Here is a 25,700-nt window from a genome sequence, read left to right as displayed (position 1 = left end):
CGTGGTCAGCTCCCGGCGGGCGGGCGGCGGAACCCGAGAGCGGCGAGGATCCCCGCGCCCACCGTCAGCCCAGCCACGACGACGAGGCCGACGCCGGGGAGCGTCGCGGTCGCCACGGCACCGGCGACGAGGGGTCCGCCCGCGTCGCCGAGTTCGCGGCCGAGCTCCGCGGAGCCCATCGTGCGCCCCATCCGGTCCGACGGCGTGGTGGCGGCCAGGTGCGAGAACGCGAGCGGCGTCGCCAGCCCCACACCCGCGCCGATGAGCACAGCCGCGACGACGAGCGTCGGCAGCAGCGGCCACAGTCCGGCGACCAGGATCCCGGCCGCCAGCAGCGCGAGCCCGCCGACCGCGCCGGAACGCACCGGAAGCCGTCCGCGGTCGTGCAGGGATCCCGCCAGCGGCTGCACGACACTGCTGACGACGGCCAGCACGGTGACGAGCGCCATGCTGCCGGCCGTGCCGATGCCGGTCTCGCGGCCGAGCAGGGGGAGGAACCCGACCGCGACCGCGAGGCCGCCTGTCGCCGCCGCGAGCACGAGGGTCGGCACCAGGAACCCGCGTGCGGTGACCTCGCGCGCGAGATCCGCGAGGGTCACGCGCTTTCGGGGCAGCACCGACACCGCCGGCACGCCGAACCGCACCCACGCGGCCGCGACCAGGGCGACCGCGGCGAGCGCCCAGAACAGCGCGGGCAGGCCCGCCCAGACGACGAGCCCCGCACCCAGCAGCGGGCCCAGCGCATAGCCGAGACTCTTCTAGGATCCGTAGCGTCCGAAGTAGCGACCGCGGGAGGCGTCGTCTGCGAGCCGCGCGACCGCGGCCGACGACGCCGGAGAGAACGCCGAGGCCGCCGCACCCTGCCCGAACCTCGCCACGATGAGCCCGACGGTGCCGGGCACGAGCGCGCCGACCACGGAGAACACGGCGAACGCGAGCAGCCCTGCGACGATGACGGGTCGCACCCCGATCCTGTCGCTGAGCGCGCCGAACACGGGTTTGAGCAGCACCTCGGCGAGGTCGTACAGCGCGAGCGTGAAGGCGAATGCGAGGAGGGTCCAGCCGATGTCCTCGGTCTCCGCCCCCAGAGCAGCCGCGATCCCGTGCGCGCCGAAGGCGGTGGTGAATCCCGCGAGATACAGCGGGGCGAGGCGCGGGCGCGGCGGTACCGGCGAGGGCGAGGTCACGTTCCAGTCTCGCATCCGCGGATCCGCCGTACGGGGTCGCATCGAGCCGGATCCGCCGTACGGGGGATGCTCTCCGGCCGGGGCCCGCCCTACGGTGGAGGGATGCCGCCGTTCACCCGCACCCCGACCCCGCGCGAACTGCGGCAGGACGTGCTCCTGGCCGGCGTCATGCTCGTGGGAGGGATCCTCAGCGCCGGGCTCTCCTCGATCGCGAAGGTCTACGGCGCGGACCAGGCCGAGCTGTGGACGGCCATGCCGTACGTCATCGTCATCTCCGCGGCGCTCGCGGTGCGGCGCCGGTGGCCGGCCGCGGTCGCGATCGTCGTCTCGCTCGCCTTCGTGGTGGCGACCTCGCTGAAGGTCCCCGAGATCTACGCCGGCAACATCGCGATGTTCATCAGCCTCTACACGGTCGGCGCCTGGATGAACACGCGCCGCAGTGCGTTCCTGGTGCGCACCGGGATCATCGGCGTGATGGCCGTCTGGCTCGTGATCGAGATGTACCGGCAGGCGATCGATCAGGCGCACAAGGCGGACGTCGTGGCCGGGATGTTCTCCCCGCTCGTGGCGTTCCTCATGCTGCAGGTGCTGCTGAACGTGCTGTACTTCGGCGGCGCCTACTACTTCGGCGAGCGCAGCTGGAGCGCCGCCCGGCAGCGAGCCGCCCTCGAGCAGCGCACGGCCGAGCTCGAGCGCGAGCGCGAGCTCAGCGCAGCTCAGGCGGTGGCGCTGGACCGTGTGCGCATCGCCCGGGAGCTGCACGACGTGGTGGCGCACCACGTCTCGGTCATGGGCGTGCAGGCGGGAGCGGCGCGCATGATGATCCCGCAGGATCCGCAGGCGGCGACGGCGATCGTCGCCGGCATCGAGACCGCCGCGCGCGACGCCATCCGCGACTTCCACCAGCTGCTCGACACGCTGCGGGCGCCCGGCGACAGCGACGACGGATCCTCGACGGTCGGTGTCGACGACATCGCCGAGCTCGCGGCAGCGTCGACGGCGGCGGGCCTGCCCACGCGGCTGCAGGTGATCGGCGAGGCCGCGCCGGTGCCGCGCCTGACCGCGGTGAACCTCTACCGGATCGCCCAGGAGTCGCTCACGAACGCCCGCCGCCATGCCGGCCCCGACGCCGAGGCGGATGTGCGGATCCGCTACGAGCCGGGAGCTGTCGAGCTCGAGGTCGTGAACACGGGGCGGCTCGTCACCGGACTGCGGCCCGGCCTGGGCCAACTCGGCATGCGGGAGCGTGCGACGGCATCCGGCGGATCGATCGAGCTCGTGCCGCGGCCGACCGGCGGATTCCGCGTGCGCGCGACGCTGCCCGTGGGCGCGCCCGGCCCCGGCCCCGTGCCTGCGCCCGCCGGCGCCCTGGCGGAGTCGGGATCCGGTGCGCCGGGCCGCGGCGGAGAGTCTTCGTGAGCGCCCCGATCCGCGTGCTGATCGTCGACGACCACGCCATGCTGCGTGCGGGGTTCCGCACGATCCTCGACCTGCAGCCCGACATCGAGGTCGTCGGAGAGGCCGGCACCGGATCCGAGGCGGTCGACCTCGCCGGCTCCCTGCTGCCCGACGTGATCACGATGGACGTGCAGATGCCCGACATGGACGGGCTCGAGGCGACCCGGCGGATCACGGCGGACGGGCGGATCCGCTCGTCGATCGCGATCGTGACGACCTTCGACCGCGACGACTACCTGTTCGACGCGCTGGACGCCGGAGCCAGCGGGTTCCTGCTCAAGAACGCCGGGCCGGAGGAGCTCGTCGCCGCCGTGCGCGCTCTCGCCGCTGGGGACGGCATGCTCGCGCCCGAGGTCACCCGCCGGGTGCTGCAGCGGTTCGCGGCGCAGTCCGCAGCGGTCCGGCCCGCCCTCGAGACGCCCGCGATCACGATGACCGGATCCGCCGCCCTGCCCAGCGCCGAACTGCCCGAGCCGCTCACCGAGCGCGAGGCCGAGGTGCTGCGCCTCGTCGCCGAGGCCTGGAGCAACGCCGAGATCGCCGCGGAGCTGTTCATCGGCGAGGCGACCGTGAAGACGCACGTGTCGCGGATCCTGCAGAAGCTGGGCGCCCGCGACCGGGTCCAGGCCGTGGTGCTGGCGCATCGGCTCGGGCTGGCGTAAAGCATCACGCCGGGTACCGGCCCGCTCGGGATCCTCGCCCCATTTCACAGGACGTTTGCAACTCTGCAGGAGGATCCCGCGAGCTTCGTCCTGCGGAGTTGCAAACGTCCTCCGGAGTTGAGACCCGCAGACCGCCGCGAGGTGTCGGCCCGCTCCACCCGTCGCTCCGCCAACGCTCCGTCCGCTCGTCGCTCCGCCAACACCCGTGCGCTCGGTGCACCCGCGCACCCCGCTAGCCTCTCCCCATGCCCGAAACCTCGAGCCCGCCGATCCCCCGCCCGTCCTCGTCCCGGCCGATCATGGCCGGGGTCGTCACGGCGCTCGTCGGATTCACGAGTTCCTTCGCGGTCGTGCTCACCGGCCTCGCCGCCGTCGGAGCGACCCATGCCCAGGCCGCGAGCGGGCTGCTCGCCCTCTGTCTCACCATGGGCATCGCCTGCATCGTGCTGGCCTGGCGGTACCGCATGCCGATCACCGCGGCGTGGTCGACCCCGGGCGCGGCGCTGCTCGCCGCCTCCGGCTCGATCGAGCGAGGGTGGCCGGCGGCGGTCGGCGCCTTCCTCATCGTGGCCGGTCTGATCCTGCTCACGGCGCTCGTCCCGCAACTCGGATCCCTCATCGCCGCGATCCCGCCGTCGATCGCGCAGGCGATGCTGGCCGGCGTGCTGCTGCCGCTGTGCCTGGCCCCGATCGTCGGTCTCGGGAAGAACCCGTGGGGCGTGGTCCCGGTCGTGCTGACGTGGCTGGTGTTCGCCCGGCTCGCCCCCCGGTGGGCGGTACCGCTGGCCTTCCTCACGGCGACCGTCGTGATCGTCGTGGGGATCGTGACAGGCGGTCCTTCGACGGGCGCGGGGACCGGGACGGGCGCGGGCGCGGTCCTGGATCCGATCTCCCTGCTGCCGCACGTCGAGCTGACGATGCCGACCTTCACCGTCGGGGCGCTGGTCGGCATCGCGCTGCCGCTGTTCATCGTGACGATGGCGTCGCAGAACGTACCCGGCGTCGCGGTGATGCGCAGCTTCGGCTATGCCGTGCCATGGCGCCCCGCGATGCTGGTGACAGGCATCGGGAGCGCGCTCGGCGCCCCCGCGGGCGGCCACGCGATCAACCTCGCCGCCATCAGCGCCGCCCTCGCCGCCGCACCCGACGCGGAGCCGGATCCGAAGCGCCGCTGGATCGCCGGGGTCTCGACCGGGGTGTCGTACCTGGTGCTGGGCGGATGCTCGGCCGCATTCGCGGCGCTCGTGGTGCTCGCCCCGGTCGCCGTGATCCCGGCCGTCGCCGGGCTTGCTCTCTTCGGCGCGTTCGGATCCGCCGTGCAGCAGGCGATCGACGATCCCGGCGAGCGCACCCCGGCTGTGGTGACGTTCCTCGTCGCCGCCAGCGGCATGGCGTTCTGGGGCGTCAGCGCCGCGTTCTGGGCCCTGCTCGCCGGCCTGCTCGTGCGCGGCGTCCTGCACCTCGGGCGGCGCTGAGCGCACGTCCGTCCCGCGAAGGACGCCGCCGGATCCGCCGCAGGGGGGATGTCCGCGCCCGGCATGGCTCATTAGCGTTGCTCTCATGACCACAGTGCTCACCCGCACCACGACCACGGGGCTGCTCGAACTCGATGGCCTCACCAAGAGCTACGGCGCCCGGCGCGTGCTCGACGACGTCTCGTTCCGCGTCGAACCCGGCCGGCTCACGGGCTTCGTCGGCGGCAACGGCGCCGGCAAGACCACCACGATGCGGATCGTGCTGGGTGTGCTCGGCGCCGACGGCGGCACGGTGCGCCTGGGCGGGCACGACGTCGCGGCCGCCGACCGCCGCCGTTTCGGATACATGCCCGAGGAACGCGGCCTGTATCCGAAGATGAAGGTGCTCGAGCAGGTCGCGTACCTCGCGCGGCTGCACGGATTCGGCAAGTCCGAGGCGACCGCCCGCGGCGAGGCGCTGCTGACCGAGCTCGGCCTCGGCGAACGGCTGCACGACACCATCGAGTCGCTCTCGCTCGGCAACCAGCAGCGCGCCCAGATCGCCGCCGCCCTGGTGCACGACCCCGAGGTGCTCATCCTCGACGAGCCGTTCTCGGGACTGGATCCGCTCGCCGTCGACGTCGTGGCCGGAGTGCTGCAGGCCAGGGCCGCGCAGGGCGCGTCGATCCTGTTCTCCTCGCACCAGCTCGACGTCGTGGAGCGACTCTGCGACGACCTCGTCATCATCGCGGGTGGCACGATCCGGGCCGCCGGCTCCCGCGAGCAGCTGCGCGCGCAGCACTCCGCCCCGCGCTACGAACTGGTCTCCGACGCAGATGCGGGCTGGATCCGCTCCGAGCCCGGCATCACCGTCGTCGACTTCGAACGCGGCACCGCCGTCTTCGACGCCGACACCCCGGAGGACGCCCAGCGCGTGCTGCGCACCGCGCTCGGCCACGGCGTCGTGCACTCCTTCTCCCCGCAGCACCCCACCCTCGCCCAGATCTTCAAGGAGGTCATCCAGTGAGCACCGCGACCCCGCAGAACGGCGCGCTCTCCGTCTCGAGCGGCATCTTCCTCGTCGCCGAGCGCGAGATCGGATCCAAGCTGCGCAGCAAGGCCTTCCTGATCTCCACGGGGATCCTGCTGCTCATCGCCCTCGCCGGCGTGCTCATCGGCGGATTCATGAGCAAGAACACCTCGGAGACCAAGATCGCGGTGACCGCCGAGACCGCCCAGGCCGTGCAGGGCGTGGCCGGTCTGGCGCCGACGGAGGTCGCCGACCCCACCGCTGCGGAGAAGCTGGTCCGCGAAGGGAAGGTCGAGGCCGCCCTGATCCCGGCGCCCGGCGACACCGCGTTCGGCTACGAGATCGTGGCGCTCAAGAGCGCGCCGAACAGCCTGCAGGGCCTGCTCGCGAAGACGCCCAAGGTCACGATCCTCGAACCGGACACGACCAATCCGCTGCTGCGGTACCTCGTCGCGATCGGCTTCGGCGTCGTGTTCCTCATGGCGGCGTCCACGTTCGGAATGACCATGGCGCAGAGCGTGGTCGAGGAGAAGTCCACACGCGTGGTCGAGCTGCTGCTCGCGGCGATCCCCGCGCGGGTGCTGCTGGCCGGCAAGGTCCTCGGCAACACGGTGCTGGCGATGGCGCAGATCCTCGCTCTCGCCGCGATCGCGATGGTCGGGCTCATCGTCACCGGGCAGAACACCGTCTTGGAGGGGCTCGGAGCGCCGCTCGTGTGGTTCGCCGTGTTCTTCCTGTTCGGGTTCGTGCTGCTGGCCTCGTTGTTCGCCGCCGCCGCTGCCCTGGTGTCACGTCAGGAGGACATCGGATCCACCACGATGCCGATCACGATGCTGGTGATGGCGCCGTACATCCTCACGATCATCTTCAACGACAACCCGGTCGTGATGACGATCCTGTCCTACATCCCGTTCTCCGCCCCGGTCGCGATGCCGGTACGGCTGTTCGTCGGCGATGCGCAGTGGTGGGAGCCGCTCCTGTCGCTGGTGATCCTGCTCGTCGCCTGCGTGGCCGCGATCCTCGTCGCAGCGAAGATCTACGAGAACTCGCTGCTGCGCATGGGCGGCAGGGTCAAGCTGTCGGAGGCGCTGAAGGGCTGACCGGATCCGGGTCGCGCCTCGGCGAGTCCTGCCTCGGCGGGTTCCGGTCTACCTACCCGCGAGACTGCATCTTTGTCTCGAGACTGCATGAATGGACTGYAGTCTCGAGACAAAGATGCAGTCTCGCGGTCGTGGAGGGCGCGATCCGCGGATCCGGGTTCGGGTTCGGGGCTGGCGCTCTCCGAACGGATCCGAACCCGCTCGGAATATTCACGTGCATGGATCGTTAACCCCTGTTGTACGGACGATGAGGTCCGGCAGCACACGACCCGATCCGAAAGGCCTCATCACCATGAGCACGCCCGCCATCGACCGCACCGCGGTCACCGACGCCCCGATCCTCGACGTCCTCGCCGAGCGCTGGAGCACCCGTATCTTCGACGCCACCTCCGCCATCGACGAGGCCGCACTGGCCAGCGCACTCGAGGCCGCCCGCTGGGCGCCGACCGCCGTGAACTTCCAGCCCTGGCGCGCGATCGTAGCGCGCCGCGGTTCCGAGGCGCACGCGAAGATCGTGGCCACCCTGGCCGGCTTCAACAGCGGCTGGGCCCCTGACGCTGCGGCACTCGTGGTGTTCGTCGCCGAGACCACCCGCGACGGGGAGCCCATGACCTGGGCCCTGTACGACACCGGCCAGGCAGCCGCGCACTTCACCGTGCAGGCGCACGCCAACGGCCTGTCCACCCACCAGATGGGCGGCTTCGACCGCGACGCCATCGCGGCCGCGTTCGACCTGAGCAGCGACTTCACCCCGATCTCGGTCATGGCCGTCGGCGAGCTGGGCGACATCCGCACCGCGTCGGAGGAGCTGCAGCAGCGCGAGAACGCGCCGCGCACCCGCCGTCCGATCGCCGAGACGCTGCTCGTCAACGACTGATCCGACCGGATCCGAACGCCCTCTCCGCCTGCACGCGGGGAGGGCGTTCTGCGTGATCGGATCCTCACCGCGTCGGCGCCGCCAGGGCCTCTCCCGGGATCGACGCATCCTGAGAACAGGGCCTCCCGGGTGCGGCGCACGCCAAGAACAGGAGATGTGACCGAGATCAGGTCGGATCCGCCGATATCCGCCTGATCTCGGTCATTCGTCCTGATCTCGGGATCCGGCGCTGCACCCCGACACGAACTCGAGCCGGCCGAATTCAGCGCTCGCTGTGCAACCCCGCGGCGAGCGCGTCGGCGGCCCGCACGAGCGACAGGTGCGAGAACGCCTGCGGTGTGTTCCCGACGTGCCGATGCCCCACCGGGTCGTACTCCTCGCTCAGCATGCCGACGTCGTTGCGCAGCGCGCACAGCCGGTCCATGAGCTCCCGCGCCTCGGCCATGCGCCCGGTGACCGCATACTGCTCCACGAGCCAGAACGAGCACGCGAGGAACGTGTGCTCACCGCCAGGCAGACCGTCCACGCCCGACCCGGTGCGGTAGCGGTTCACCAGCCCGCCGTGGATCAGGGTCTCCTCGATCCGCTCCACGGTCGCCAGCATCCGAGGGTCGTCGGGCGCGCAGTACCCCGTGCGCGGGATGAGCAGCAGCGACGCGTCGACCTCGTCCGTCTCGCGGTGCTGCACGAAGCATCCGCCACGCACGCCGTGTGCGTCGATCTCGGCGCGTAGCCGGTCGCGCACCTCCCGCCAGCGATCCACCTCGCCGTGCTCGCCGTCCTCCTCGACCGCGCGCACCCCGCGGTCGAACGCCGCCCACAGCATCACCCGGGAGTGGGTGAAGAACTGCGGATCCCCGCGGATCTCCCACATGCCGTTGTCCGGCCGGTCCAATCGCTGCTCGGCGTGCCGCAGCAGCACCCGCTGCAGCGACCAGGAGCGCGCGGAGTCGTCGAGGCCCGCCCGGCGCGCGGCGGCGAGCGTCATCATCACCTCGCCGACGACGTCCGCCTGGAACTGCTCCGCCGCGGCGTTGCCCACCCGCACCGGAGCGGATCCGGCGTAGCCGGGCAGAGAGCGCATCTCGCGCTCGTGCAGATCTCGCTCCCCCGCCAGTCCGTACATGATCTGCAGATCGGCCGGATCCCCCGCGACCGCCCGCAGCAGCCAGTCGCGCCACGCGCGCGCTTCGTCCGCCAGACCGTGCGCGAGCAGCGCCTCGAGCGTGAGCGCCGCGTCGCGCAGCCAGACGTAGCGGTAGTCCCAGTTGCGCGCACCGCCGAAGTCCTCGGGCAGCGACGTCGTCGCCGCGGCCGCGATGCCGCCGGTCTCGCGGTTCGTGAGCGCGCGCAGGATCAGCAGCGAGCGCCGCACGTCGTCCTCGTGCGGACCCTCGTGGGCGATCCCGTCGGCCCAGTCCTGCCACCACGCCCGGGTAGCCCGCTCCGCGGCCTCCGCGTCGAGCGGCGCCGGAGCCCGGCGGTATGACGGGAACCAGGTGAGAGCCAGGTCCACGCTCTCACCCGCGGCAACCTCGACCGTGCCGACGTGACTGTGCCCGTGCGGCTGCAGCGCGGCGCCGCGCACCACGACGGCGTCGGGGCCGGCGGTCGCGGTCAGCTCCGGGGATTCCGGGCTGCCGGTCTGGCGCACCCACGGCAGCGCCCTGGCGTAGTCGAACCGCAGGCGCAGCTGCTGCACGAACCTCACTTGCCCGGTGATGCCCGTGATCCGCCGGATGATGTCGGTGCGATCTGCACCCAGCGCGGCCCGCGCTCCCTCGAGCGACCCCGCATCCTTGGGAAACAGGATCGGCATCCACTCGGTCACCTCGGCGACGCCGTCGGCGGTGGACCACCGGGTCACGAGGCAGAACGTGTCGCCGTCGTAGTGCCGCGTCGCGGTCGCGTCAGGATGCGCCGGGCGCAGACTCCAGTGCCCCTGCTCGACCCCGCCGAGCAGGGCGCCGAACAGCGACGCGGAGTCGAGGCGCGGCGCGCAGAGCCAGTCGATGCTGCCAGCTCGCGACACGAGCGCGGCGGTGCGCCCGTCGCTGAGCAGCGCGTAGTCCTCGATCGGCACGGCCGGCACGTCACCCTCACCCATGGCCGCAGTCTCGCACATGCGTTTCTCCCCCTCCCCCATTCGAGTCGTCTCCCTGAGCACGAGCTATAGGCCGTGCTCAGGGGGACGACTCGATTGTTGCGAGGCACAGGATCCGGGGCGTGCGACCGGCTCACCGCCGGAAGGGCGCGGCGCGGCCTATCGTGGGGGCTATGACCACCCCGACGACGCTGCTCATCCTCGGCGCTTCCGGCGACCTCACCTCCCGGTTGCTGCTGCCCGCGATCGCGCAGCTCCTGAAACGCCAGCCCGACCGCGCTCTGGTGCTCCGCGGCGCCGGATCCGACGACTGGTCCGATGAGCGCTGGCAGGAGGCCGTGCGCACCGCGTTCGCCACGGTCGACGGCACGGATCAGCTGCCGCGGATCGCCGGAACCACCTACGTCAAGGCCGACGTCACCGACCGCGATTCGCTGGCGGGGCTCATCGCGGGCACCGAGGGCTCGCTCGTGATCTATTTCGCGCTCCCGCCCGCCGTGGCCGAGGCCGCGTGCGAGAAGCTCGTCGACATCCCCTTGCCCGCGGGCACGGTCCTGGCGCTGGAGAAGCCGTTCGGTCATGACGAGCAGAGCGCCGCCGCTCTCAACGCTCTGGTCACCCGGATCGTGCCGGAGAACCAGGTCTTCCGCGTCGATCACTTCCTGGGCCGCTCCACGATCCTCAACGTCATGGGCGTGCGCTTCGCGAACCGGCTGGTCGAGCCGGTCTGGTCGGCGGATCACGTGCAGTCCGTTCTGGTGCGCTACGACGAGTCGCTGGCCCTGGAGAATCGGGCCCGCTACTACGACAAGGCCGGGGCGCTGGTCGACATGATCCAGAGCCACCTGCTGCAGGTGCTCGCGATCCTCGCGATGGAGCAGCCGGCGGATCTGGACGAGATCGACCTGCGCGACGCCATGGCCGCCGCCCTGCGCGCGACTCGGATCCTCGGCGACGACCCGGTCGCGTCGACCCGCCGCGCCCGCTACACCGCCGGCACGAGCGGCGACCGCGCCGTGCCGTCCTACGCGGACGAAGAGGGCGTGGATCCGGCGCGCAACACCGAGACCCTCGCCGAGATCACCTGCGAGGTCGACACGGCGCGCTGGGCGGGCGTGCCCTTCACGCTGCGCAGCGGCAAGGCCCTCGGCGAGCGCTGCGCCGAGATCGTCGTCACGTTCCGGCCGGTGCGGCACATCCCCGGCGGGCTCACGGGAACCCCGGCCGACGGCGGCGTGCTGCGCTTCTCGCTCGGCCCCGACCGGATCGCGCTCGAGCTGAACGTGAACGGCGGCGACGACCCGTTCGCCCTGCGCCGCGACGTGCTGTCCACCGAACTCGGCAAGGGCACGCTGCTGGCCTACACCGAAGTGCTCAGCGAGATCCTCGACGGCGATGTGGCGCTGTCCGTCCGGGGCGACGCGGCGGAGCAGTGCTGGCGGATCATCCAGCCCGCCCTCGACGCCTGGCGCTCGGACGCGGTGCCGATGCAGGAGTACCCGGCCGGATGCACGGGTCCCGAGGACTGGGCGACCACGCGACGCTGAGGTGCCCGGCCCGGATCCCGCCCCCGGCCCGGATCCGCCCCGGACCCGGATCCGCCCTCGGCCCGGATCCGCGCCCGGACCTGCTCACTGGTCGCGAATTGCGGCATTCGAGCTCGCGAAGCCGCAATATGCGACCAGTGAGCAAGGGGGTCGGCGGCCCGGGGCGCGGCGGCCCGGGCCTCAGCCGTGCCGGGCGAGCAGCCGGCGGGCCGCGGCGCTGTGCTCGGCGATGAGCTGCGGCACGTCCAGGCCGACGATCTGCCCGTCGAGCACGCGCCAGGCGCCGCCCACCATGACCCGGTCGGCGCGCTCGGCGCCGCACAGCAGCAGGGCGGCGAGCGGGTCGTGGCTGCCCGAGAAGCGCAGCTCGTCGAGGGTGAACATCGCCAGATCCGCCTGCTTGCCCGGCGCCAGAATGCCGATGTCGTTGCGGCCGAGGGCGCGCGCCGAGCCCTGCGTCGCCCAGTTCAGGGCGTGTTCGGGCGTGACGGCGGCGGCGCCGTAGCGCAGGCGCTGCAGGTACAGGGCCTGGCGCACCTCCATCATCATGTTGGAGCCGTCGTTCGACGCGGATCCGTCCACGCCCAGGCCGACCGGCACGCCCGCTGCCTCGAGCTCGACCGCCCGTGCGATGCCCGAGGCGAGCCGCATGTTCGAGGTGGCGCAGTGCGAGACGGCGGTGCCGGCCGCGCCCAGGCGCGCGATCTCGGCGTCGTCGAAGTGGATGCCGTGGGCGAGCCAGGTGCGGTCGGAGAGCCAGCCGACGCTCTCGAGGTAGTCGACCGTGCGCAGCCCGAAGGTCTCGCGGCAGAAGTCCTCCTCGTCGATCGTCTCGGCGAGGTGGGTGTGCAGGCGCACGTCGAGGCGCTCGGCGAGGGCGGCGGTGTCGCGCATCACGCCCGTGGTGACCGAGAACGGAGAGCATGGCGCGAGACCGATCTGCACGAAGGCGCCGTCGCCGCGCTCGTGATACGCGCCGACGAGGCGCTCGCTGTCGGCGAGGATGACGTCGGCGTCCTGCACGGTGCTCTGCGGCGGCAGCCCTCCGTCCTTCTCGCCCAGCGACATGGATCCGCGGGTCAGCGTGGCGCGCATGCCGAGGCGCTTCACGACATCGACCTGCACGTCGATGCCCTCCTCGAGCCCGTTCGGGAAGAGGTAGTGGTGGTCGGCGGCAGTCGTGCAGCCCGAGAGCAGCAGCTCCGCGAGCGCCGCGGTCGTCGCGAGCTCGAGGTCGCGCGGGGTGAGCCCCGCCCAGACACCATACAGCCCCTTCAGCCAGGGGAACAGCTCGGCGCTGACCACGGGCGTCCAGGCGCGGGTGAGGGTCTGGTAGAAGTGGTGGTGCGTGTTGATCAAGCCGGGGATGATCACGTGCCGCGAGGCGTCGTAGACCTCGTCGACCGGCTGCGACGGGGATCCGCCGGCGGGCACCGCCTCGAGGATCGTGGAAGCGGCGACCACCAGGCCGCCGCGGGCGTCGGCGGTGTCGCCGGTGTGGATCGCGAGCGGGTTCTTCAGCCAGACGGTGCGAGTGGATTCGGACATTGCGCAGACTCCCTGTGGATGAGGCGGAGCCGGATCCGGCCCCGCGGGGGCCAGCTCAGTGTTGACCTGTCTGCTGATCCAGGTGCGTCCCCGATGAGGGAGACAGTTCAGATCTATCACTGCTCCGATGTCGAGGTCAATGCTTTTCCGGATCCTGGATCCTGATTTCCGCTATTCGGATTGTGGATCCCGGGGCCCCGTCTGTCCCGGCCGACGGAACCCGCGAGACTGCAGCCCCGTCTCGAAACTGCAGGATTGTGCCGCAGTTTCGAGACTCAGTTGCAGTCTCGCGGGTCCAGGGTCAGTGCGACGGACGCTCGACCGCGACCTCGTTGCCGTCGCGGTCGACGATCTTGCCGTCGATGATCGAGTCGCCGTCTTCGAAGGCGTCCAGGTACGCGACCGGGATGCTGCGCGTCGGCGCCGACACGAAGGCGTTCTTGCGCTTGGCGCTGCCGAGGTGGTTGAACAGCAGGTTCAGCAGGATCGCGGTGACCGCCGCCGAGCTGATGCCGGAGTGGAAGATCGTCACGAACCAGGCCGGCATCTGCGCGTAGATCGACGGCACGGCGATCGGGAGCATGCCCACCGCGAGCGACGTGGCGACGATCACGAGGTTCATGTTGTCCTTGTACTCGACCTTGGCGAGCGTGCGGATGCCCGATGCGGCCACGGATCCGAACAGCACCAGGCCGGCACCGCCGAGGACCGGCGACGGGATGGCGCCGACGACACGGCCGAGCACGGGCAGCAGGCCCAGGATGACGAGCACCCCACCGCCGGCGGTGACCACGAAGCGGCTCTTCACGCCGGTGATCGCGACCAGGCCGACGTTCTGCGCGAACGCGGACTGCGTGAACGTGCCGAAGATCGGCGAGACGGCGCTGGAGAGCATGTCGGCGCGCAGGCCGGCGGCGATGCGCTTGGAGTCGACCTTGGTGCCCACGATCTCGCTCACGGCAAGGATGTCGGCGGTGGTCTCCGTCAGTGTCACCAGGATCACGATGAACATCGAGATGATGCCGGCGAGCTCGAACGTCGGCGGGCCGAATCCGAAGATCTGCGGCAGGGCGAAGATGTCACCCTGCCCGACCTTGCTGAAGTCGGCCTTGCCCATGAAGACCGCGACGATGGTGCCGAGCACGATCGACAGCAGGATCGCCAGACGCGAGATGGCGCCCACCGGGATCTTGCTGAGGATCAGCACGATCACGAGCGTGATACCGGCGAGCATGAGGTTGCCGGGCAGGGCACCCTTCGCCGCGTTGGAGCCTTCACCGGTGCCGACGATCCAGCCGGCTGCCACGGGCAGGAGGCTGAGTCCGATGGTGGTGATCACCGTTCCGGTCACGACGGGCGGGAAGAACCGGATGATGGTGGCGAACACCGGGGCGATGAGCAGACCGATCACCGACGCGGCGATCACGGATCCGAACACCGCCGGCAGCCCGCCGCCGCTCGTGACGATCGCCCCCATCGTGGCGACGCCGGCGAACGAGACGCCCTGCACGAGCGGGAGCTGCGATCCGAAGAACGGCACGCCGACCGTCTGCAAGATCGTGGCGAGTCCGCCCATGAACAGGCACGCGGCGATGAGCACGCCGATGTCAGCCGGCTTGAGGCCCGCGATCTGCCCGATGATGAGCGGCGGGGCGATGATGCCGCCGTACATCGTGAGCACGTGCTGGATGCCGTAGCCGATGGTCGCGCCGATCGGCAGTCGCTCGTCCTCGGGGCGGACGAACTCCTTCTTCTGCTTGGTAGTCAATTCGACCTCTTCGTCGGGTGCAGGCACCGGGTGAGCTGAGCGCCGGCCGTCCGCAACGCCACGCTGTGGCGGTTCGACGACGAATGGTCTCGTCCGCCTCGCGAGCGGGGCGGATGCTGTTGGTCCAGGTGCATCTCCAGCTCTGGAGACCCCCTCAGGCTAACGGGAGCACTCGTCGAGAGTCAAGACTTTTTTCCGAATCTCGGATGGTACTTTCCGTAATGCGGATATATGCTCCGCCCGATCGCCGCCGTGCAAGCACGGAAAAGGGGCCCGGATCAGGAAGATCCGGGCCCCTGGCGTGACGGCGCCGCGTGTCAGTCGTCGAGCAGCTCGGCCTCGATCGTCTCGTCGTCCGAGCCCGTGTCCGCCTCCCGCGGCGCAGTGGGGCCATCACTGGTGAGGACCAGCGAGGATCCATCGGCGGCGACATCCACCCGCACGATGTCGCCGTCGTGCACGCGGCCGGAGAGCAGCGCCGACGCCAGCCGGTTCTGCACCTCGTTCTGGATCAGTCGCCGCAGCGGCCGGGCTCCGAACACCGGGTCGTAGCCGCGCTCGGCCAGCCAGGCGCGCGCATCCGGGGTGACGGCGAGCGTCAGCCGGCGGTCGGCGAGGCGGCGCTGCAGCTGGTCGATCGTGAGCTCCACGATCTGGGCGAGGTCGTCCTCGGTGAGAGCCTGGAACATCACGATGTCGTCGAGACGGTTGATGAACTCGGGCTTGAACGCCTGCCGCACGAGCGCCATCACGGCCTCGCGCTTCTCGTCGGGCGAGAGCGTCGGGTCGATCAGGATCGGGGATCCGATGTTGCTGGTGAGGATCAGGATGACGTTCGAGAAGTCGACCGTGCGGCCCTGGCCGTCGGTGAGGCGTCCGTCGTCCATGACCTGCAGCAGCACGTCGAACACCTCGGGGTGCGCCTTCTCGACCTCGTCCAGCAGCACCACGCTGTACGGGCGCCGCCGCACGGCCTCGGTGAGCTGACCACCCTGCTCGTACCCGATGTACCCGGGAGGGGCTCCGACGAGCCGGGAGACCGAGTGCTTCTCGCCGTACTCCGACATGTCGATGCGCACCATGGCATGCTCGTCGTCGAAGAGGAACTCGGCGAGCGCCTTGGCCAGCTCGGTCTTGCCGACGCCGGTGGGGCCGACGAACAGGAAGGAACCGGTCGGGCGACCGGGGTCGCTGATCCCGGCGCGCGAGCGGCGCACCGCGTCGGAGACGGCTGTCACCGCTTCCTTCTGACCGATCAGGCGGCGGCCCAACTCACGCTCGAGGTGGAAGAGCTTCTCGCTCTCGCCCTGCAGCAGCCGGCCCACGGGGATCCCGGTCCAGGCCGCGATCACCGCGGCGATGTCCTCGTCGGTGACCTGCTCGTTGACCATGCGCGGCTCGTCGCTGACGGCGTCCGCCTGACGCTCGGCCTCGGCGAGCTGCGCCTGCAGCTGCTTGATGGTCTCGTACTCGAGCTTCGACGCCTTCACATAGTCCGCGTCACGGAGGGACCTGTCGCGCTCGGTGAACGCCTCGTCGAGACGCTTCTTGAGCTCGCCCACGCGGTTCAGGCCACCGCGTTCGCGCTCCCAGCGGGCCTCGAGTCCGGCGAGTTCGGCCTCGGCCTCGCCCATCTGCTCGCGGAGCTTCGCGAGGCGCTCCTTCGAGGCCGCGTCCTTCTCCTTCTTCAGCGCGAGCTCCTCGAGCCGCATCCGGTCGACCGACCTCTTGAGCTGGTCGATCTCGACGGGGCTCGAGTCGATCTCCATCTTGAGCCGGCTCATGGCCTCGTCGATGAGGTCGATCGCCTTGTCCGGCAGCTGGCGGCTCGGCAGGTAGCGGTTCGACAACGAGGCGGCCGCGACGAGTGCGGAGTCGCTGATGGTCACCCCGTGGTGCGCCTCGTAGCGGCCCTTGAGCCCGCGCAGGATCGCGATCGAGTCTTCCACGGAGGGTTCGCCGACGTAGACCTGCTGGAAGCGCCGCTCGAGCGCCGCGTCCTTCTCGATGAACTCGCGGTACTCGTTGAGAGTGGTGGCGCCGATGAGGCGCAGCTCGCCGCGGGCGAGCATGGGCTTGAGCATGTTGGACGCGGCGACGGATCCCTCTCCCCCACCCGCGCCCATGAGCACGTGCAGCTCGTCGATGAAGGTAATGACCCGGCCGTCGGACTCGGTGATCTCCTTGAGCACGCTCTTCAGGCGCTCCTCGAACTGGCCGCGGTACATGGCGCCGGCGACGAGGGCGGAGATGTCCAGCGACACCAGCTCCTTGTCCTTGAGCGACTCGGCCACGTCGCCGGCGACGATGCGCTGCGCGAGGCCCTCGACCACGGCGGTCTTGCCGACGCCGGGCTCGCCGATCAGCACCGGGTTGTTCTTGGTGCGGCGGGTGAGCACCTGGCTCACGCGGCGGATCTCCGCATCGCGTCCGATCACCGGATCGAGCTTGCCCTGGCGGGCGCGATCGGTGAGGTTGATGCCGAACTGCTCGAGCGCCGACTGCTGCTCGTCCTGCTGTGCCGTCTGAGGGGTGGCCATTCGTCCTCCTGGGTTCTCCTTGCATGTGAGGCGCAAGAGCCGGATCGGATCCGACCCTTGAAAGTTGAGTTGATAAGACTCAACTTTACCGGATCGAACGTTCCCGGGCAAGAGACCGGGCGGGCGAACTTAACGTCGCCGTTACACGGAGGAAACCCGTGACGGAGAGCGCATCAATAGCTTCATCTCAAGGTCTCGAAGGCGCGATCCCTGCATCACCCGCGGCGCCGACGGACTCGGCGGACCTTCCCGAAAGGCACCCCGAGATGACTCCTCCCCCTCCCCCTTCCGCGAGCTCTGCCGCCCCCGAGACCAAACCGCACGACATCGTCGAGGCGGCCGGCCTTCCGGTCGGAGCAGGCAATATGAAGCCCAAGTACGACCTCCGTCTCGCCAACGAGGATCTCGCGCCTCTGCGCAAGCAGGGCTGGAGCGCGTACAACATCTTCGCGTTCTGGATGTCCGATGTGCACTCGGTAGGCGGCTACCTCACGGCCGGCTCGCTGTTCGCGCTCGGCCTCGCCAGCTGGCAGGTGCTGGTGGCGCTCGTCGCAGGCATCGTCATCGTCCAGGTGTTCGCCAACCTCGTCGCCAAGCCCAGCCAGAAGACCGGCGTGCCCTACCCCGTGATCAACCGCGCCATCTTCGGGATCCGGGGCGCGAACATCCCCGCCATCATCCGCGGTCTCATCGCGATCGCCTGGTACGGGGTGCAGACCTTCCTCGCCGCCGAGTCGTTGAACATCGTGCTGCTGAAGTTCGTGCCGGGCACCCACGACCTGGTGAATCACTCGTTCCTCGGCCTGTCGGCACTGGGCTGGATCTCGTATGCGATCCTCTGGGTTGCTCAGGCGGCGCTGTTCTGGCGCGGCATGGAAGTCATCCGCCGCTTCATCGACTACGCCGGGCCGGCGGTGTACGTCGTGATGATCGTCCTTGCGATCTACCTGGTCTCGCAGGCGGGATGGGGCCACATCAGCTTCGACCTCTCGGCCGGCAAGCCGCTGGACTTCTGGTCTTCGTTGCCGGTCATGGCCACCGCGATCGCGATCGTGGTGTCGTACTTCTCCGGCCCGATGCTGAACTTCGGCGACTTCGCGCGGTACGGCCGCTCGTTCGCCGCCGTCAAGCGCGGCAACTTCCTCGGTCTTCCGATCAACTTCTTGTTCTTCTCGCTGCTGGTCGTGATCACCGCCTCGGCCACCGTGCCGGTGTTCGGCGAGCTCATCACGGATCCGATCAAGACCGTCGAGAAGATCGACAGCGTCTTCGCGATCCTGCTCGGCGGGCTCACCTTCGTGATCGCCACGGTGGGCATCAACATCGTCGCGAACTTCATCTCCCCCGCCTTCGACTTCTCCAATGTCGCTCCGCACCGTATCTCCTGGCGGATGGGCGGCATGATCGCCGCCGTCGGATCGGTGATCCTCACGCCGTGGAACTGGTACTCCAACGACACCGCCATCCACTACACGCTCGGCGTGCTCGGCGCACTGATCGGCCCCCTGTTCGGCATCCTCATTGCCGGCTACTACGTGGCCGCTCACCAGCGGATCAAGGTCGACGCGATGTACACGATGGACGCGAAGGGTCCGTACTGGTACCGCAACGGCTACAACCCCAACGGCGTGAAGGCGATCCTGATCGCCGGTATACCCACCGTGATCCTGGGCGTGTTCCCCAAGCTGTTCGCCGACCTCGGCGCCTTCGACGTGGCGTGGATCGGGAACTACACCTGGTTCATCGGCTGCGCGCTCGGATACTTCTCCTTCGTGCTGCTCGAGAAGCGCGACCCGCAGGTGCCCGTGTTCGAGGGCGAGGCCGAGGGTATCTCGGACGGCACGATCGACGGCGCAGCCGCGACGCCCGCGTCGGAACCGGCCGCGATCTCGCAGGAGATCCCGGTTCTGCAGGAGAAGCTGTGAAGACGGCGCGCGTCTGAGCCGCATTGCGGCGCCCCGCCCGGTCGGGTGCGACAACTCCGGCCGGGCGGGACAAGACCTCGGAGCATGCGAAAATGCCGGCCCGATACAGAATCGGACCGGCATCCGCCGTTCAGGATCACCAGGATCCGCCGACGATGAGGGACGCCGTTGTCCGCACACCGTCGGCCTATGGCTCGCGCTCACGGGGACGACTCCGAGACAGTGGGTGTCAGCCGACCTCGGCCATGCCGCGGCGCAGCAGGCGGCCGCGCGGAGTGGCGAAGTCGATCTCCTCGCCGTGCAGGTAGGTCTTGCGCACCCGGCCGGCGAGCGCCTTGCCGTTGTACGGGGTGAGCGGGTTCTTGTGGTGCAGCTTGGTCACGTCCACCACGTAGGCGTCGTCCGCCGCGAAGATCGAGAAGTCCGCGTCGTAGCCGGGCGCGATCCGCCCCTTGCCCGTGAGACCGGCGAACTGAGCCGGCTTCTCGCTCATCCAGCCCACCACCGTCTCCAGCGACAGGCCGCGCTGGCGCGCCTCGGTCCAGATCAGCGACAGCCCGAGCTGCAGCGACGCGACGCCGCCCCAGGCCACGGCGAAGTCGCCGTTCTCGAGGTCCTTGAGGTCGAGGGTCGAGGGCGAGTGGTCGGACACGATGAAGTCGATCGTGCCGTCCTCCAGGCCCTGCCAGAGCAGTTCGCGGTTGCCGGCCTCGCGGATCGGGGGGCAGCACTTGAACGCGGTCGCGCCGAGCGGGATCTCCTCCGCAGTGAGCGTGAGGTAGTGCGGGCAGGTCTCGACCGTGAGCTTGATGCCGTCGTGCTTGGCCGAGCGCAGCATCGGCAGCGCGTCCGAGGAGGACAGGTGCAGGATGTGCGCGCGGGCGCCGGTCCAGCGGGCGCGCTCGATGACCTCGGCGATCGCGAGGTTCTCCGCACCGCGGGGGCGCGAGGCGAGGAACTTGGCGTAGTCGTCGCCGTCGGGCTTGGGCGCGCGGTCGATCGCGCGGGAGTCCTCGGCGTGCACGATCATGACCGAGTCGAACGTGGCGAGCTCGCGCATGTCCTCCTCGAGCTGATCGGGGTCCAGCGGCGGGAACTCGTCCACGCCGCTGTGCAGCAGGAAGCACTTGAACCCGAATGCGCCCGCGTCGTGCAGGCCCCGCAGCTTGTCGATGTTGCCCGGCACGGCGCCGCCCCAGAAGCCCACGTCGACGTGCACCTGATCGCGGGCGACGTCGCGCTTGATGTCCAGCGCCTCCACGTCGATCGTCGGCGGGATGCTGTTCAGCGGCATGTCGAGGATCGTGGTGACGCCGCCGGCCGCGGCGGCCTTGGTGGCCGAGGAGAAGCCCTCCCATTCCGTGCGGCCGGGCTCGTTCACGTGCACGTGCGTGTCGACCAGCCCCGGGATCAGGGTCTCGTCGTCGGCGAGCTCGATGATCTCGTCGCCCCGGAGCCCGTTGCCGAGCGGCTGCATCGCGATGATGACGCCGTCGCGGACGCCGACCTCACGGGGCCGGATCCCGGAGCTGGTGAGCACCCGCTCGCCGCGGATCACCAGATCGTAGTGCTCACCGGTCGGGTCGAGCGAGGCGTGTTCTTCGGTCTCCTGGGACATGTCCGCGGATTCCCTTCTGCCGGCGACGTCGCCGGCGTTGTGAGGTGGTTGACGGGTGGGTGTGGGGTGATTCGATTGTGCTCCGGAATCAGCGCGCCGTCGCCGGGAAACCGGTGACGCGCTTCGGTCGGGGCGGGGCATAGGTGCGGACCTTGGAAGTGGTGAGCCCCAGGCGCACCAGGCTCTCGGCGACCTGGACGGCGGCCTGCACACCGTCCACGACCGGCACGCCGCACAACTCGACGACGCGGTCCTTGAGCTCGGCCATGCCGCCGCAGCCGAGGACGATGACCTCGGCGCGGTCGACCTCGACCGCCTTCTGCGCCTCGGCGGCGATCGCCTCGACCGCGCGCTCCGGATCCGACTCGAGCTCCAGCACGCCGAGACCCGAGGAGCGCACCGAGGCGCACCGGTCGTGCAGTCCGGCGAGGATCAGCCGGTCCTCGATGAGCGGCACCGTCCGGTCCAGGGTCGTCACCACGGAGTACGACCGCCCGAGGTACATCGCGGTGGATGCGGCAGCCTCGGTGATGTCGACGACGGGCACGGTGAGCAGCTCCTGCAGGCCTTCGCGGCCGTGCTCGCCGTAGCCGGCCTGGATGACGGCGTCGTACTCGCCCTCATAGCGGACGACCTTGTCCATGACCGCGATCGCGGCGAGGTAGCTCTCGAAGTTGCCCTCGCAGCTCTCGGCGCCGAAGTCGGGCGTCAGGCCGATGATCTCCGTGCCCGGCGACGCGGCGGAGCGTGCCGCCTCGGCGATGGCATCGGTCATCGCCTCGGTGGTGTTGACGTTCGCTATGAGAATGCGCATGGTGTTCCTCCTCCGCGCTCAGTGGGTGACGTCCACCGCGATCGCGGTGCCGTCGACATCGTGGAACGGGCCGCGCCGGTCGGCGATGATCGCGTAGATGATCGCGGCGGATCCGGCGGCGACGAACCAGGAGAAGTCGCTGATGCCGTGGAAGACCGGCAGGAACGTGAACAGCAGCGACAGCGCGCCGGCGATGATCAGGGCGATCACGGCGCGCGGGTTGAAGCCCTTGGTGTACGCGTACTCGCCCATCGGGGACTCCGAGTAGAGCTGGGGCACGTTGACCCGCTGCTTCTTGATCAGCCAGTAGTCGACCATGATGATGCCGAACAGCGGGCCGAGCAGGGCTCCGAGGCCGCCGAGGAAGACGCCGATCACGACCGGGGAGTTGTACATGTTCCAGGGGGTGATCACGATCCCGATCACGGCCGAGATCAGCGCGGCGCGGCGGAAGTTCAGATGCCGCGGGAACAGGTTGTTCAACGCATAAGTGGGAGCCACGAAGTTCGCCATCAGGTTGACCGCGATGGTCAGGGCGATCAGCGCCAGCGAGGCGAGTACCAGCAGGAACGTGTTCGGGATGGCGGAGACGATCTCGGAGGGCGATGTGATGAGCGTGCCGTTGATCTTGAAGCTGCCACCGGTGAGGATGACGACGATGACGCCGAAGAACAGCATGTTGATCGGGATGCCCCAGAAGTTGCCCTTCACGATCGCCTTGCGCGACTTGGCGCCGCGGGTGAAGTCGCAGAAGTTCAGCACGAACGTGCCGTAGATCGAGACCCACAGGGACGCCGCGCCCAGCATGTGCAGCCAGCTGTCGGCGCCTCCGGCGGACTTCGTGGGCGCCCAGTCGACCTGGAATCCGGACTGCACGAGAACCCAGACCGCGAGGATCACGAAAGTGGCGAGGATGATCGGGCCTGCGAAGGCCTCGTACTTGCGGATCATCTCCATGCCGTAGCTGACGATGATCACCTGGATGATCCACAACGCGACGAACGTGATCCAGCCGAGCGCCGACAGCCCGAGGAAGGACCCGCTCTGCAGGTTCGTGAGGCCCGGGGCGATCGCGATCAGCACGACCTGCAGCACCTGGGAGGCGAGGTAGGTCTGGATGCCGAACCAGGCGATCGCGACGCCGCCGCGGAGCAGGCCGGGGATCTGCGCGCCGTGGATGCCGAAGGCGACCCGGCTCATCACCGGGAACGGCACGCCGGTCTTCTCGCCCATGAATCCGGAGAAGGTCAGCAGCAGGAAGAGGAACAACGCGCCGAAGCCGAGCGCGCCCAGGATCTGCCCGCCGGACAGGCCGAGGGTGAACAATCCGATCGCGAATGCGTAGTTGCCCAGGCTGTGCACGTCGTTCGCCCAGAGGGTGAAGATGCTGTACGCGCTCCAGTGGCGGCTCTGGCGGTTGGTGGGAGCGAGGTCCCGGTTGTACAGGCGCGGACTGATTCCCGCCTGCACCGCGAACACGCCGGAGGGAGCCTCATCGAGCCCCTCAGAGCTCCGGCTCGGGACGTGGACGTAGTCATTGGACGTCATTGTGATTTGAACCCCTCTCGACGGCGACAGTGCCGTCGACACTCGATTTCACAATCCGGAATGAAGGTTTCGGATGCAGATATCGTCGCGCTCGGACGCGGAGGCGACAACACCGTTTGCACAATTTGGACAGGCACCCTCGCGTGCCGCGCCATCGGCGCTCCACCGGCGCGGGATCACGGGGCCGACTCGCCGCCTGACCCCGGCCGCCGTGTCGACGCACGTTCCACCAGATCGAACTCCAGTCGCAGATGCGACGTGAGCGGAGCGGCGCTGTTCAGCCGGCGCTCCAGCAGCCGCGTCAATTGCGACGCCCAGACCTGCATGTTGGCCTTCATCGCCGTGATCGGCACCGCGGCACGCTCGGCGATGACGCTGTCCATCATGTTCGCGACGAGCACGTCGTCGGGAACGCGAAGCCCGCGCGCCTGAACCGCCTCGATCGCTCCCACCGCGAACACGTCCGATGAGGTGAGGAATGCGTCGGGCGGTGTCGGCGTGCGCAGCAGCGACTCGGCCGCCGCCGCTCCGCCCTGCTGTCCACGCACCGGCTCCAGCTCCCTCACCAGCACGGGCAGCCCCCGCGCGCGCATCTCCTGGACGTAGACGCCGGCGATCGACTCCAGATACGTGTTCTGCGTCGACCCGACGATCAGCGCCGGGCGCTGCGCCCCCCGCTCCAGCAGGTGACCGAGGAGAATGCGCGCGTTGACGACGTGGTCGGCGCTGATCCACCACGGGAACTCGTCGTCGTCCGGATCCCGATCCAGCGTCACGGTCGGGATGTCCCGCTCGATGAGCGCACGGAGCACTTCGTCCCCACGGCGGGGGTGGAGCAGGACGAAGGCGTCGAGCCGGCCGACCTGAGCCCCGATGTCGTCGAGCGTGAGGAAGGAGGAGACGGAGAAGCCGGCGCCCAGCAGAGCCACCAGCACCGCACCGGCGACGGAGGTGAAGGCGTCGGAGCCGGACGCGAATCCGGGGATGGCCTCGGGCGGGCGCAGCAGCAGGCCGACGGTGCGCTGTCCGGCATCGCGCTCCATCACGAAGCCGAGGTCGAAGGCGGCCTTCAGCACCGCGGCTTTCGTCGCGGCCGACACCGGACGATGCCCGCTGAACGCATGAGAGGCCGTCGTCGGCGAGACGCCGGCCAGGGCGGCCACGTCACGCAGACGCGGGCGCTCCGTCATGTGTCCACCTCGTCTGCGAGACCGTTCACCACGTCCTCGGGATCGTTCACCGACCTCCGATCCTACGCGGCGGTGACGTCGGCGACCGCTGTCACGACGGCCGATCCCGGCGATGACGGGCGGGCGCTCAGCGCTGAGGCACGAGCTTGCCGACCTCGGCGCCGATGCGGCGGCCCACCTCCGTGAGCAGCGCCACAGCCTCGGCCATGCTGCGGGCCGGATCCGGCTCGAGCTCGCTGAGTGCGTACACGCGCTCGAACCCGGCCGACCTGGCCGCCTCGGCGCTCAGCGTGGAGCGCCCGCACACGGCGATGACGGGGATGCCCGCCGCGCGCGCAGCCGCGGCCACGCCGAGCGGGGTCTTGCCGCCCAGGCTCTGGTCGTCCAGGCTGCCCTCGCCGGTGATGACGAGGTCGGCCCGGGAATCGCCGGCGCCCAGCGCGTCGGCGAGGCCGGTGAGGCGCTGCACGACCTCCACGCCGGGCTCGCGCCGGGCACCGAGTGCGGCCAGGGCGGCATAGCCCACCCCGCCGGCGCCGCCGGCTCCAGGCAGTGCGGTGGCAGCGCGGATGCCAGGCTGCTGCTCGAGCAGCGCGGCGTAGCGGGCCAGGGCCGCGTCCAGCTCGGTCACGTCCTGGGGGCTCGCCCCCTTCTGCGGGCCGAACACGGCCGGCGCGCCCCGCTCCCCGAGGAGCGGGTTGTCCACGTCGCTCGCCAGCACGATCTCGGTGGCTGCGAGACGCGGATCCAGATCCGACACGTCCACCACGGCGATGCGTGCGAGCGCCCCGCCGCCCCCGGGAAGCTCCTGCCCCTCGGCGTCCCGCAGCGAGACGCCGAGCGCCTGCAGCATCCCTGCACCGCCGTCGGTGTTGGCGCTGCCGCCGATGCCGAGCACGATGCTGGTCGCGCCGTGGTCCAGCGCCGCCGCGATCAGCTCTCCGGTCCCGCGGCTGGTGGCGCCGAGCGCGTCCTTGACGCCGCCGGGCAGCTGGTCCAGTCCGCTCGCGGCGGCCATCTCGATGATGGCCTGCTCCCCCCGCACGCCGAAGCGCGCCTCGACGGGCTGCCCCGTGGGCCCCGTCACCGTCGCGGTGACCGCCTCGAACCCGGCGGCGAGGGCGGCGTCGACCGTACCCTCTCCGCCGTCCGCGACGGGGACCGCGTCGATGGCGGTCCCCGGCGCGGTCGCGGTGATCCCGGCCGCGAGCGCGGCCGCGACCTCGGGTCCGGTGGCGGAGCCCTTGAACTTGTCCGAGGCGATCAGGATGCGCATGGTGGCCTTTCTACTTCCGGCTCGTCGGCTTCGCCTACAGGCTACGGGTCGGCG

Annotated in this window: 17 protein-coding genes and 1 pseudogene; 8 read left to right on the top strand and 10 right to left on the bottom strand. The window is 70.1% G+C overall.

The window, feature by feature from the left end; genetic code table 11:
• Positions 1-5 precede the first annotated feature (5 nt).
• Positions 6-1,202 (bottom strand): annotated as a pseudogene (locus AB4078_RS15975) (MFS transporter).
• Positions 1,203-1,289: 87 nt separating this feature from the next.
• Here AB4078_RS15975 and AB4078_RS15970 point away from each other — a divergent pair.
• From AB4078_RS15970 to AB4078_RS15945, 6 genes are all read left to right on the top strand, one after another.
• A complete protein-coding gene (locus tag AB4078_RS15970) occupies positions 1,290-2,606 on the top strand; it encodes a sensor histidine kinase (RefSeq protein ID WP_441977947.1) in 1,317 nt (438 codons plus the stop codon).
• The gene (locus AB4078_RS15965) at positions 2,603-3,307 is read left to right on the top strand and encodes a response regulator (protein ID WP_441977946.1); all 705 of its coding nucleotides are present in this window, start codon (positions 2,603-2,605) and stop codon (positions 3,305-3,307) included. Before AB4078_RS15970 ends, AB4078_RS15965 begins: the two co-directional genes overlap by 4 nt.
• Positions 3,308-3,552: 245 nt before the next feature.
• On the top strand, positions 3,553-4,782 hold the full coding sequence (locus AB4078_RS15960) for a benzoate/H(+) symporter BenE family transporter (RefSeq protein WP_441977945.1): 1,230 nt from the start codon (positions 3,553-3,555) through the stop codon (positions 4,780-4,782).
• 121 nt (positions 4,783-4,903) lie between these two features.
• Positions 4,904-5,788, top strand: a complete 885-nt coding sequence (locus AB4078_RS15955) for an ABC transporter ATP-binding protein (protein ID WP_441978083.1) — start codon at positions 4,904-4,906, stop codon at positions 5,786-5,788.
• Positions 5,785-6,891, top strand: a complete 1,107-nt coding sequence (locus AB4078_RS15950) for an ABC transporter permease (RefSeq protein WP_441977944.1) — start codon at positions 5,785-5,787, stop codon at positions 6,889-6,891. Before AB4078_RS15955 ends, AB4078_RS15950 begins: the two co-directional genes overlap by 4 nt.
• Before the next feature lie 292 nt (positions 6,892-7,183).
• Positions 7,184-7,768 (top strand): nitroreductase family protein, encoded by a 585-nt coding sequence (locus tag AB4078_RS15945; RefSeq protein WP_440734391.1) that lies wholly within the window; start codon positions 7,184-7,186, stop codon positions 7,766-7,768.
• 262 nt (positions 7,769-8,030) lie between these two features.
• Here the strand turns inward: AB4078_RS15945 and AB4078_RS15940 are convergent, their stop codons facing one another.
• Positions 8,031-9,893, bottom strand: a complete 1,863-nt coding sequence (locus tag AB4078_RS15940; protein ID WP_441977943.1) for a glycoside hydrolase family 15 protein — start codon at positions 9,891-9,893, stop codon at positions 8,031-8,033.
• 152 nt (positions 9,894-10,045) lie between these two features.
• Between AB4078_RS15940 and AB4078_RS15935 the strand changes: the two genes are divergently transcribed.
• A complete protein-coding gene (locus AB4078_RS15935) occupies positions 10,046-11,419 on the top strand; it encodes a glucose-6-phosphate dehydrogenase (RefSeq protein WP_441977942.1) in 1,374 nt (457 codons plus the stop codon).
• Between the two features lie 180 nt (positions 11,420-11,599).
• Here AB4078_RS15935 and AB4078_RS15930 read toward each other — a convergent pair whose 3' ends face one another.
• The 3 genes from AB4078_RS15930 to AB4078_RS15920 form a co-directional block, all read right to left on the bottom strand.
• Positions 11,600-12,967, bottom strand: coding sequence for an 8-oxoguanine deaminase (locus AB4078_RS15930; protein ID WP_441977941.1), 1,368 nt, complete (start codon positions 12,965-12,967; stop codon positions 11,600-11,602).
• Positions 12,968-13,268: 301 nt separating this feature from the next.
• Positions 13,269-14,735 carry a nucleobase:cation symporter-2 family protein gene (locus AB4078_RS15925; RefSeq protein WP_441977940.1) on the bottom strand — a complete coding sequence of 489 codons (1,467 nt, stop codon included), beginning with the start codon at positions 14,733-14,735 and terminating at the stop codon, positions 13,269-13,271.
• Positions 14,736-15,052: 317 nt separating this feature from the next.
• Entirely contained in the window at positions 15,053-17,275 is a 2,223-nt protein-coding gene (locus tag AB4078_RS15920; RefSeq protein WP_441977939.1) for an ATP-dependent Clp protease ATP-binding subunit, read from the bottom strand.
• Between the two features lie 266 nt (positions 17,276-17,541).
• Here AB4078_RS15920 and AB4078_RS15915 point away from each other — a divergent pair, with 266 nt between their 5' ends.
• Positions 17,542-19,200: an NCS1 family nucleobase:cation symporter-1 gene (locus AB4078_RS15915; protein WP_441977938.1), complete on the top strand. Its 1,659-nt coding sequence runs from the start codon at positions 17,542-17,544 to the stop codon at positions 19,198-19,200.
• 229 nt (positions 19,201-19,429) lie between these two features.
• Here the strand turns inward: AB4078_RS15915 and allB are convergent, their stop codons facing one another.
• From allB to AB4078_RS15890, 5 genes are all read right to left on the bottom strand, one after another.
• A complete protein-coding gene (gene allB / locus AB4078_RS15910) occupies positions 19,430-20,818 on the bottom strand; it encodes an allantoinase AllB (protein ID WP_441977937.1) in 1,389 nt (462 codons plus the stop codon).
• Positions 20,819-20,906: 88 nt separating this feature from the next.
• A complete protein-coding gene (locus AB4078_RS15905) occupies positions 20,907-21,632 on the bottom strand; it encodes an aspartate/glutamate racemase family protein (protein WP_441977936.1) in 726 nt (241 codons plus the stop codon).
• 18 nt (positions 21,633-21,650) lie between these two features.
• The gene (locus AB4078_RS15900) at positions 21,651-23,180 is read right to left on the bottom strand and encodes an NCS1 family nucleobase:cation symporter-1 (RefSeq protein ID WP_441977935.1); all 1,530 of its coding nucleotides are present in this window, start codon (positions 23,178-23,180) and stop codon (positions 21,651-21,653) included.
• A gap of 176 nt (positions 23,181-23,356) precedes the next feature.
• On the bottom strand, positions 23,357-24,370 hold the full coding sequence (locus tag AB4078_RS15895) for a LacI family DNA-binding transcriptional regulator (RefSeq protein WP_441977934.1): 1,014 nt from the start codon (positions 24,368-24,370) through the stop codon (positions 23,357-23,359).
• Between the two features lie 127 nt (positions 24,371-24,497).
• Positions 24,498-25,646, bottom strand: a complete 1,149-nt coding sequence (locus AB4078_RS15890; RefSeq protein WP_441977933.1) for a glycerate kinase — start codon at positions 25,644-25,646, stop codon at positions 24,498-24,500.
• Between the last annotated feature and the right edge of the window lie 54 nt (positions 25,647-25,700).

It is taken from the genome of Microbacterium sp. 2MCAF23, assembly GCF_052115565.1.
Classification (GTDB): Bacteria; Actinomycetota; Actinomycetes; order Actinomycetales; family Microbacteriaceae; genus Microbacterium.
Note: the sequence above shows the minus strand (reverse complement) of the source record. Positions and strands in the feature narration are given on the sequence as shown.

Coding starts and splice junctions, on each gene's coding strand:
- AB4078_RS15970 (WP_441977947.1), top strand. CDS start 1,290: ATGCCGCCGTTCACCCGCACCCCGACCCCGCGCGAACTGCGGCAGGAC.
- AB4078_RS15960 (WP_441977945.1), top strand. CDS start 3,553: ATGCCCGAAACCTCGAGCCCGCCGATCCCCCGCCCGTCCTCGTCCCGG.
- AB4078_RS15945 (WP_440734391.1), top strand. CDS start 7,184: ATGAGCACGCCCGCCATCGACCGCACCGCGGTCACCGACGCCCCGATC.
- AB4078_RS15940 (WP_441977943.1), bottom strand. CDS start 9,893: ATGTGCGAGACTGCGGCCATGGGTGAGGGTGACGTGCCGGCCGTGCCG.
- AB4078_RS15935 (WP_441977942.1), top strand. CDS start 10,046: ATGACCACCCCGACGACGCTGCTCATCCTCGGCGCTTCCGGCGACCTC.
- AB4078_RS15930 (WP_441977941.1), bottom strand. CDS start 12,967: ATGTCCGAATCCACTCGCACCGTCTGGCTGAAGAACCCGCTCGCGATC.
- AB4078_RS15920 (WP_441977939.1), bottom strand. CDS start 17,275: ATGGCCACCCCTCAGACGGCACAGCAGGACGAGCAGCAGTCGGCGCTC.
- AB4078_RS15915 (WP_441977938.1), top strand. CDS start 17,542: ATGACTCCTCCCCCTCCCCCTTCCGCGAGCTCTGCCGCCCCCGAGACC.
- allB (WP_441977937.1), bottom strand. CDS start 20,818: ATGTCCCAGGAGACCGAAGAACACGCCTCGCTCGACCCGACCGGTGAG.
- AB4078_RS15905 (WP_441977936.1), bottom strand. CDS start 21,632: ATGCGCATTCTCATAGCGAACGTCAACACCACCGAGGCGATGACCGAT.
- AB4078_RS15900 (WP_441977935.1), bottom strand. CDS start 23,180: ATGACGTCCAATGACTACGTCCACGTCCCGAGCCGGAGCTCTGAGGGG.
- AB4078_RS15895 (WP_441977934.1), bottom strand. CDS start 24,370: ATGACGGAGCGCCCGCGTCTGCGTGACGTGGCCGCCCTGGCCGGCGTC.
- AB4078_RS15890 (WP_441977933.1), bottom strand. CDS start 25,646: ATGCGCATCCTGATCGCCTCGGACAAGTTCAAGGGCTCCGCCACCGGA.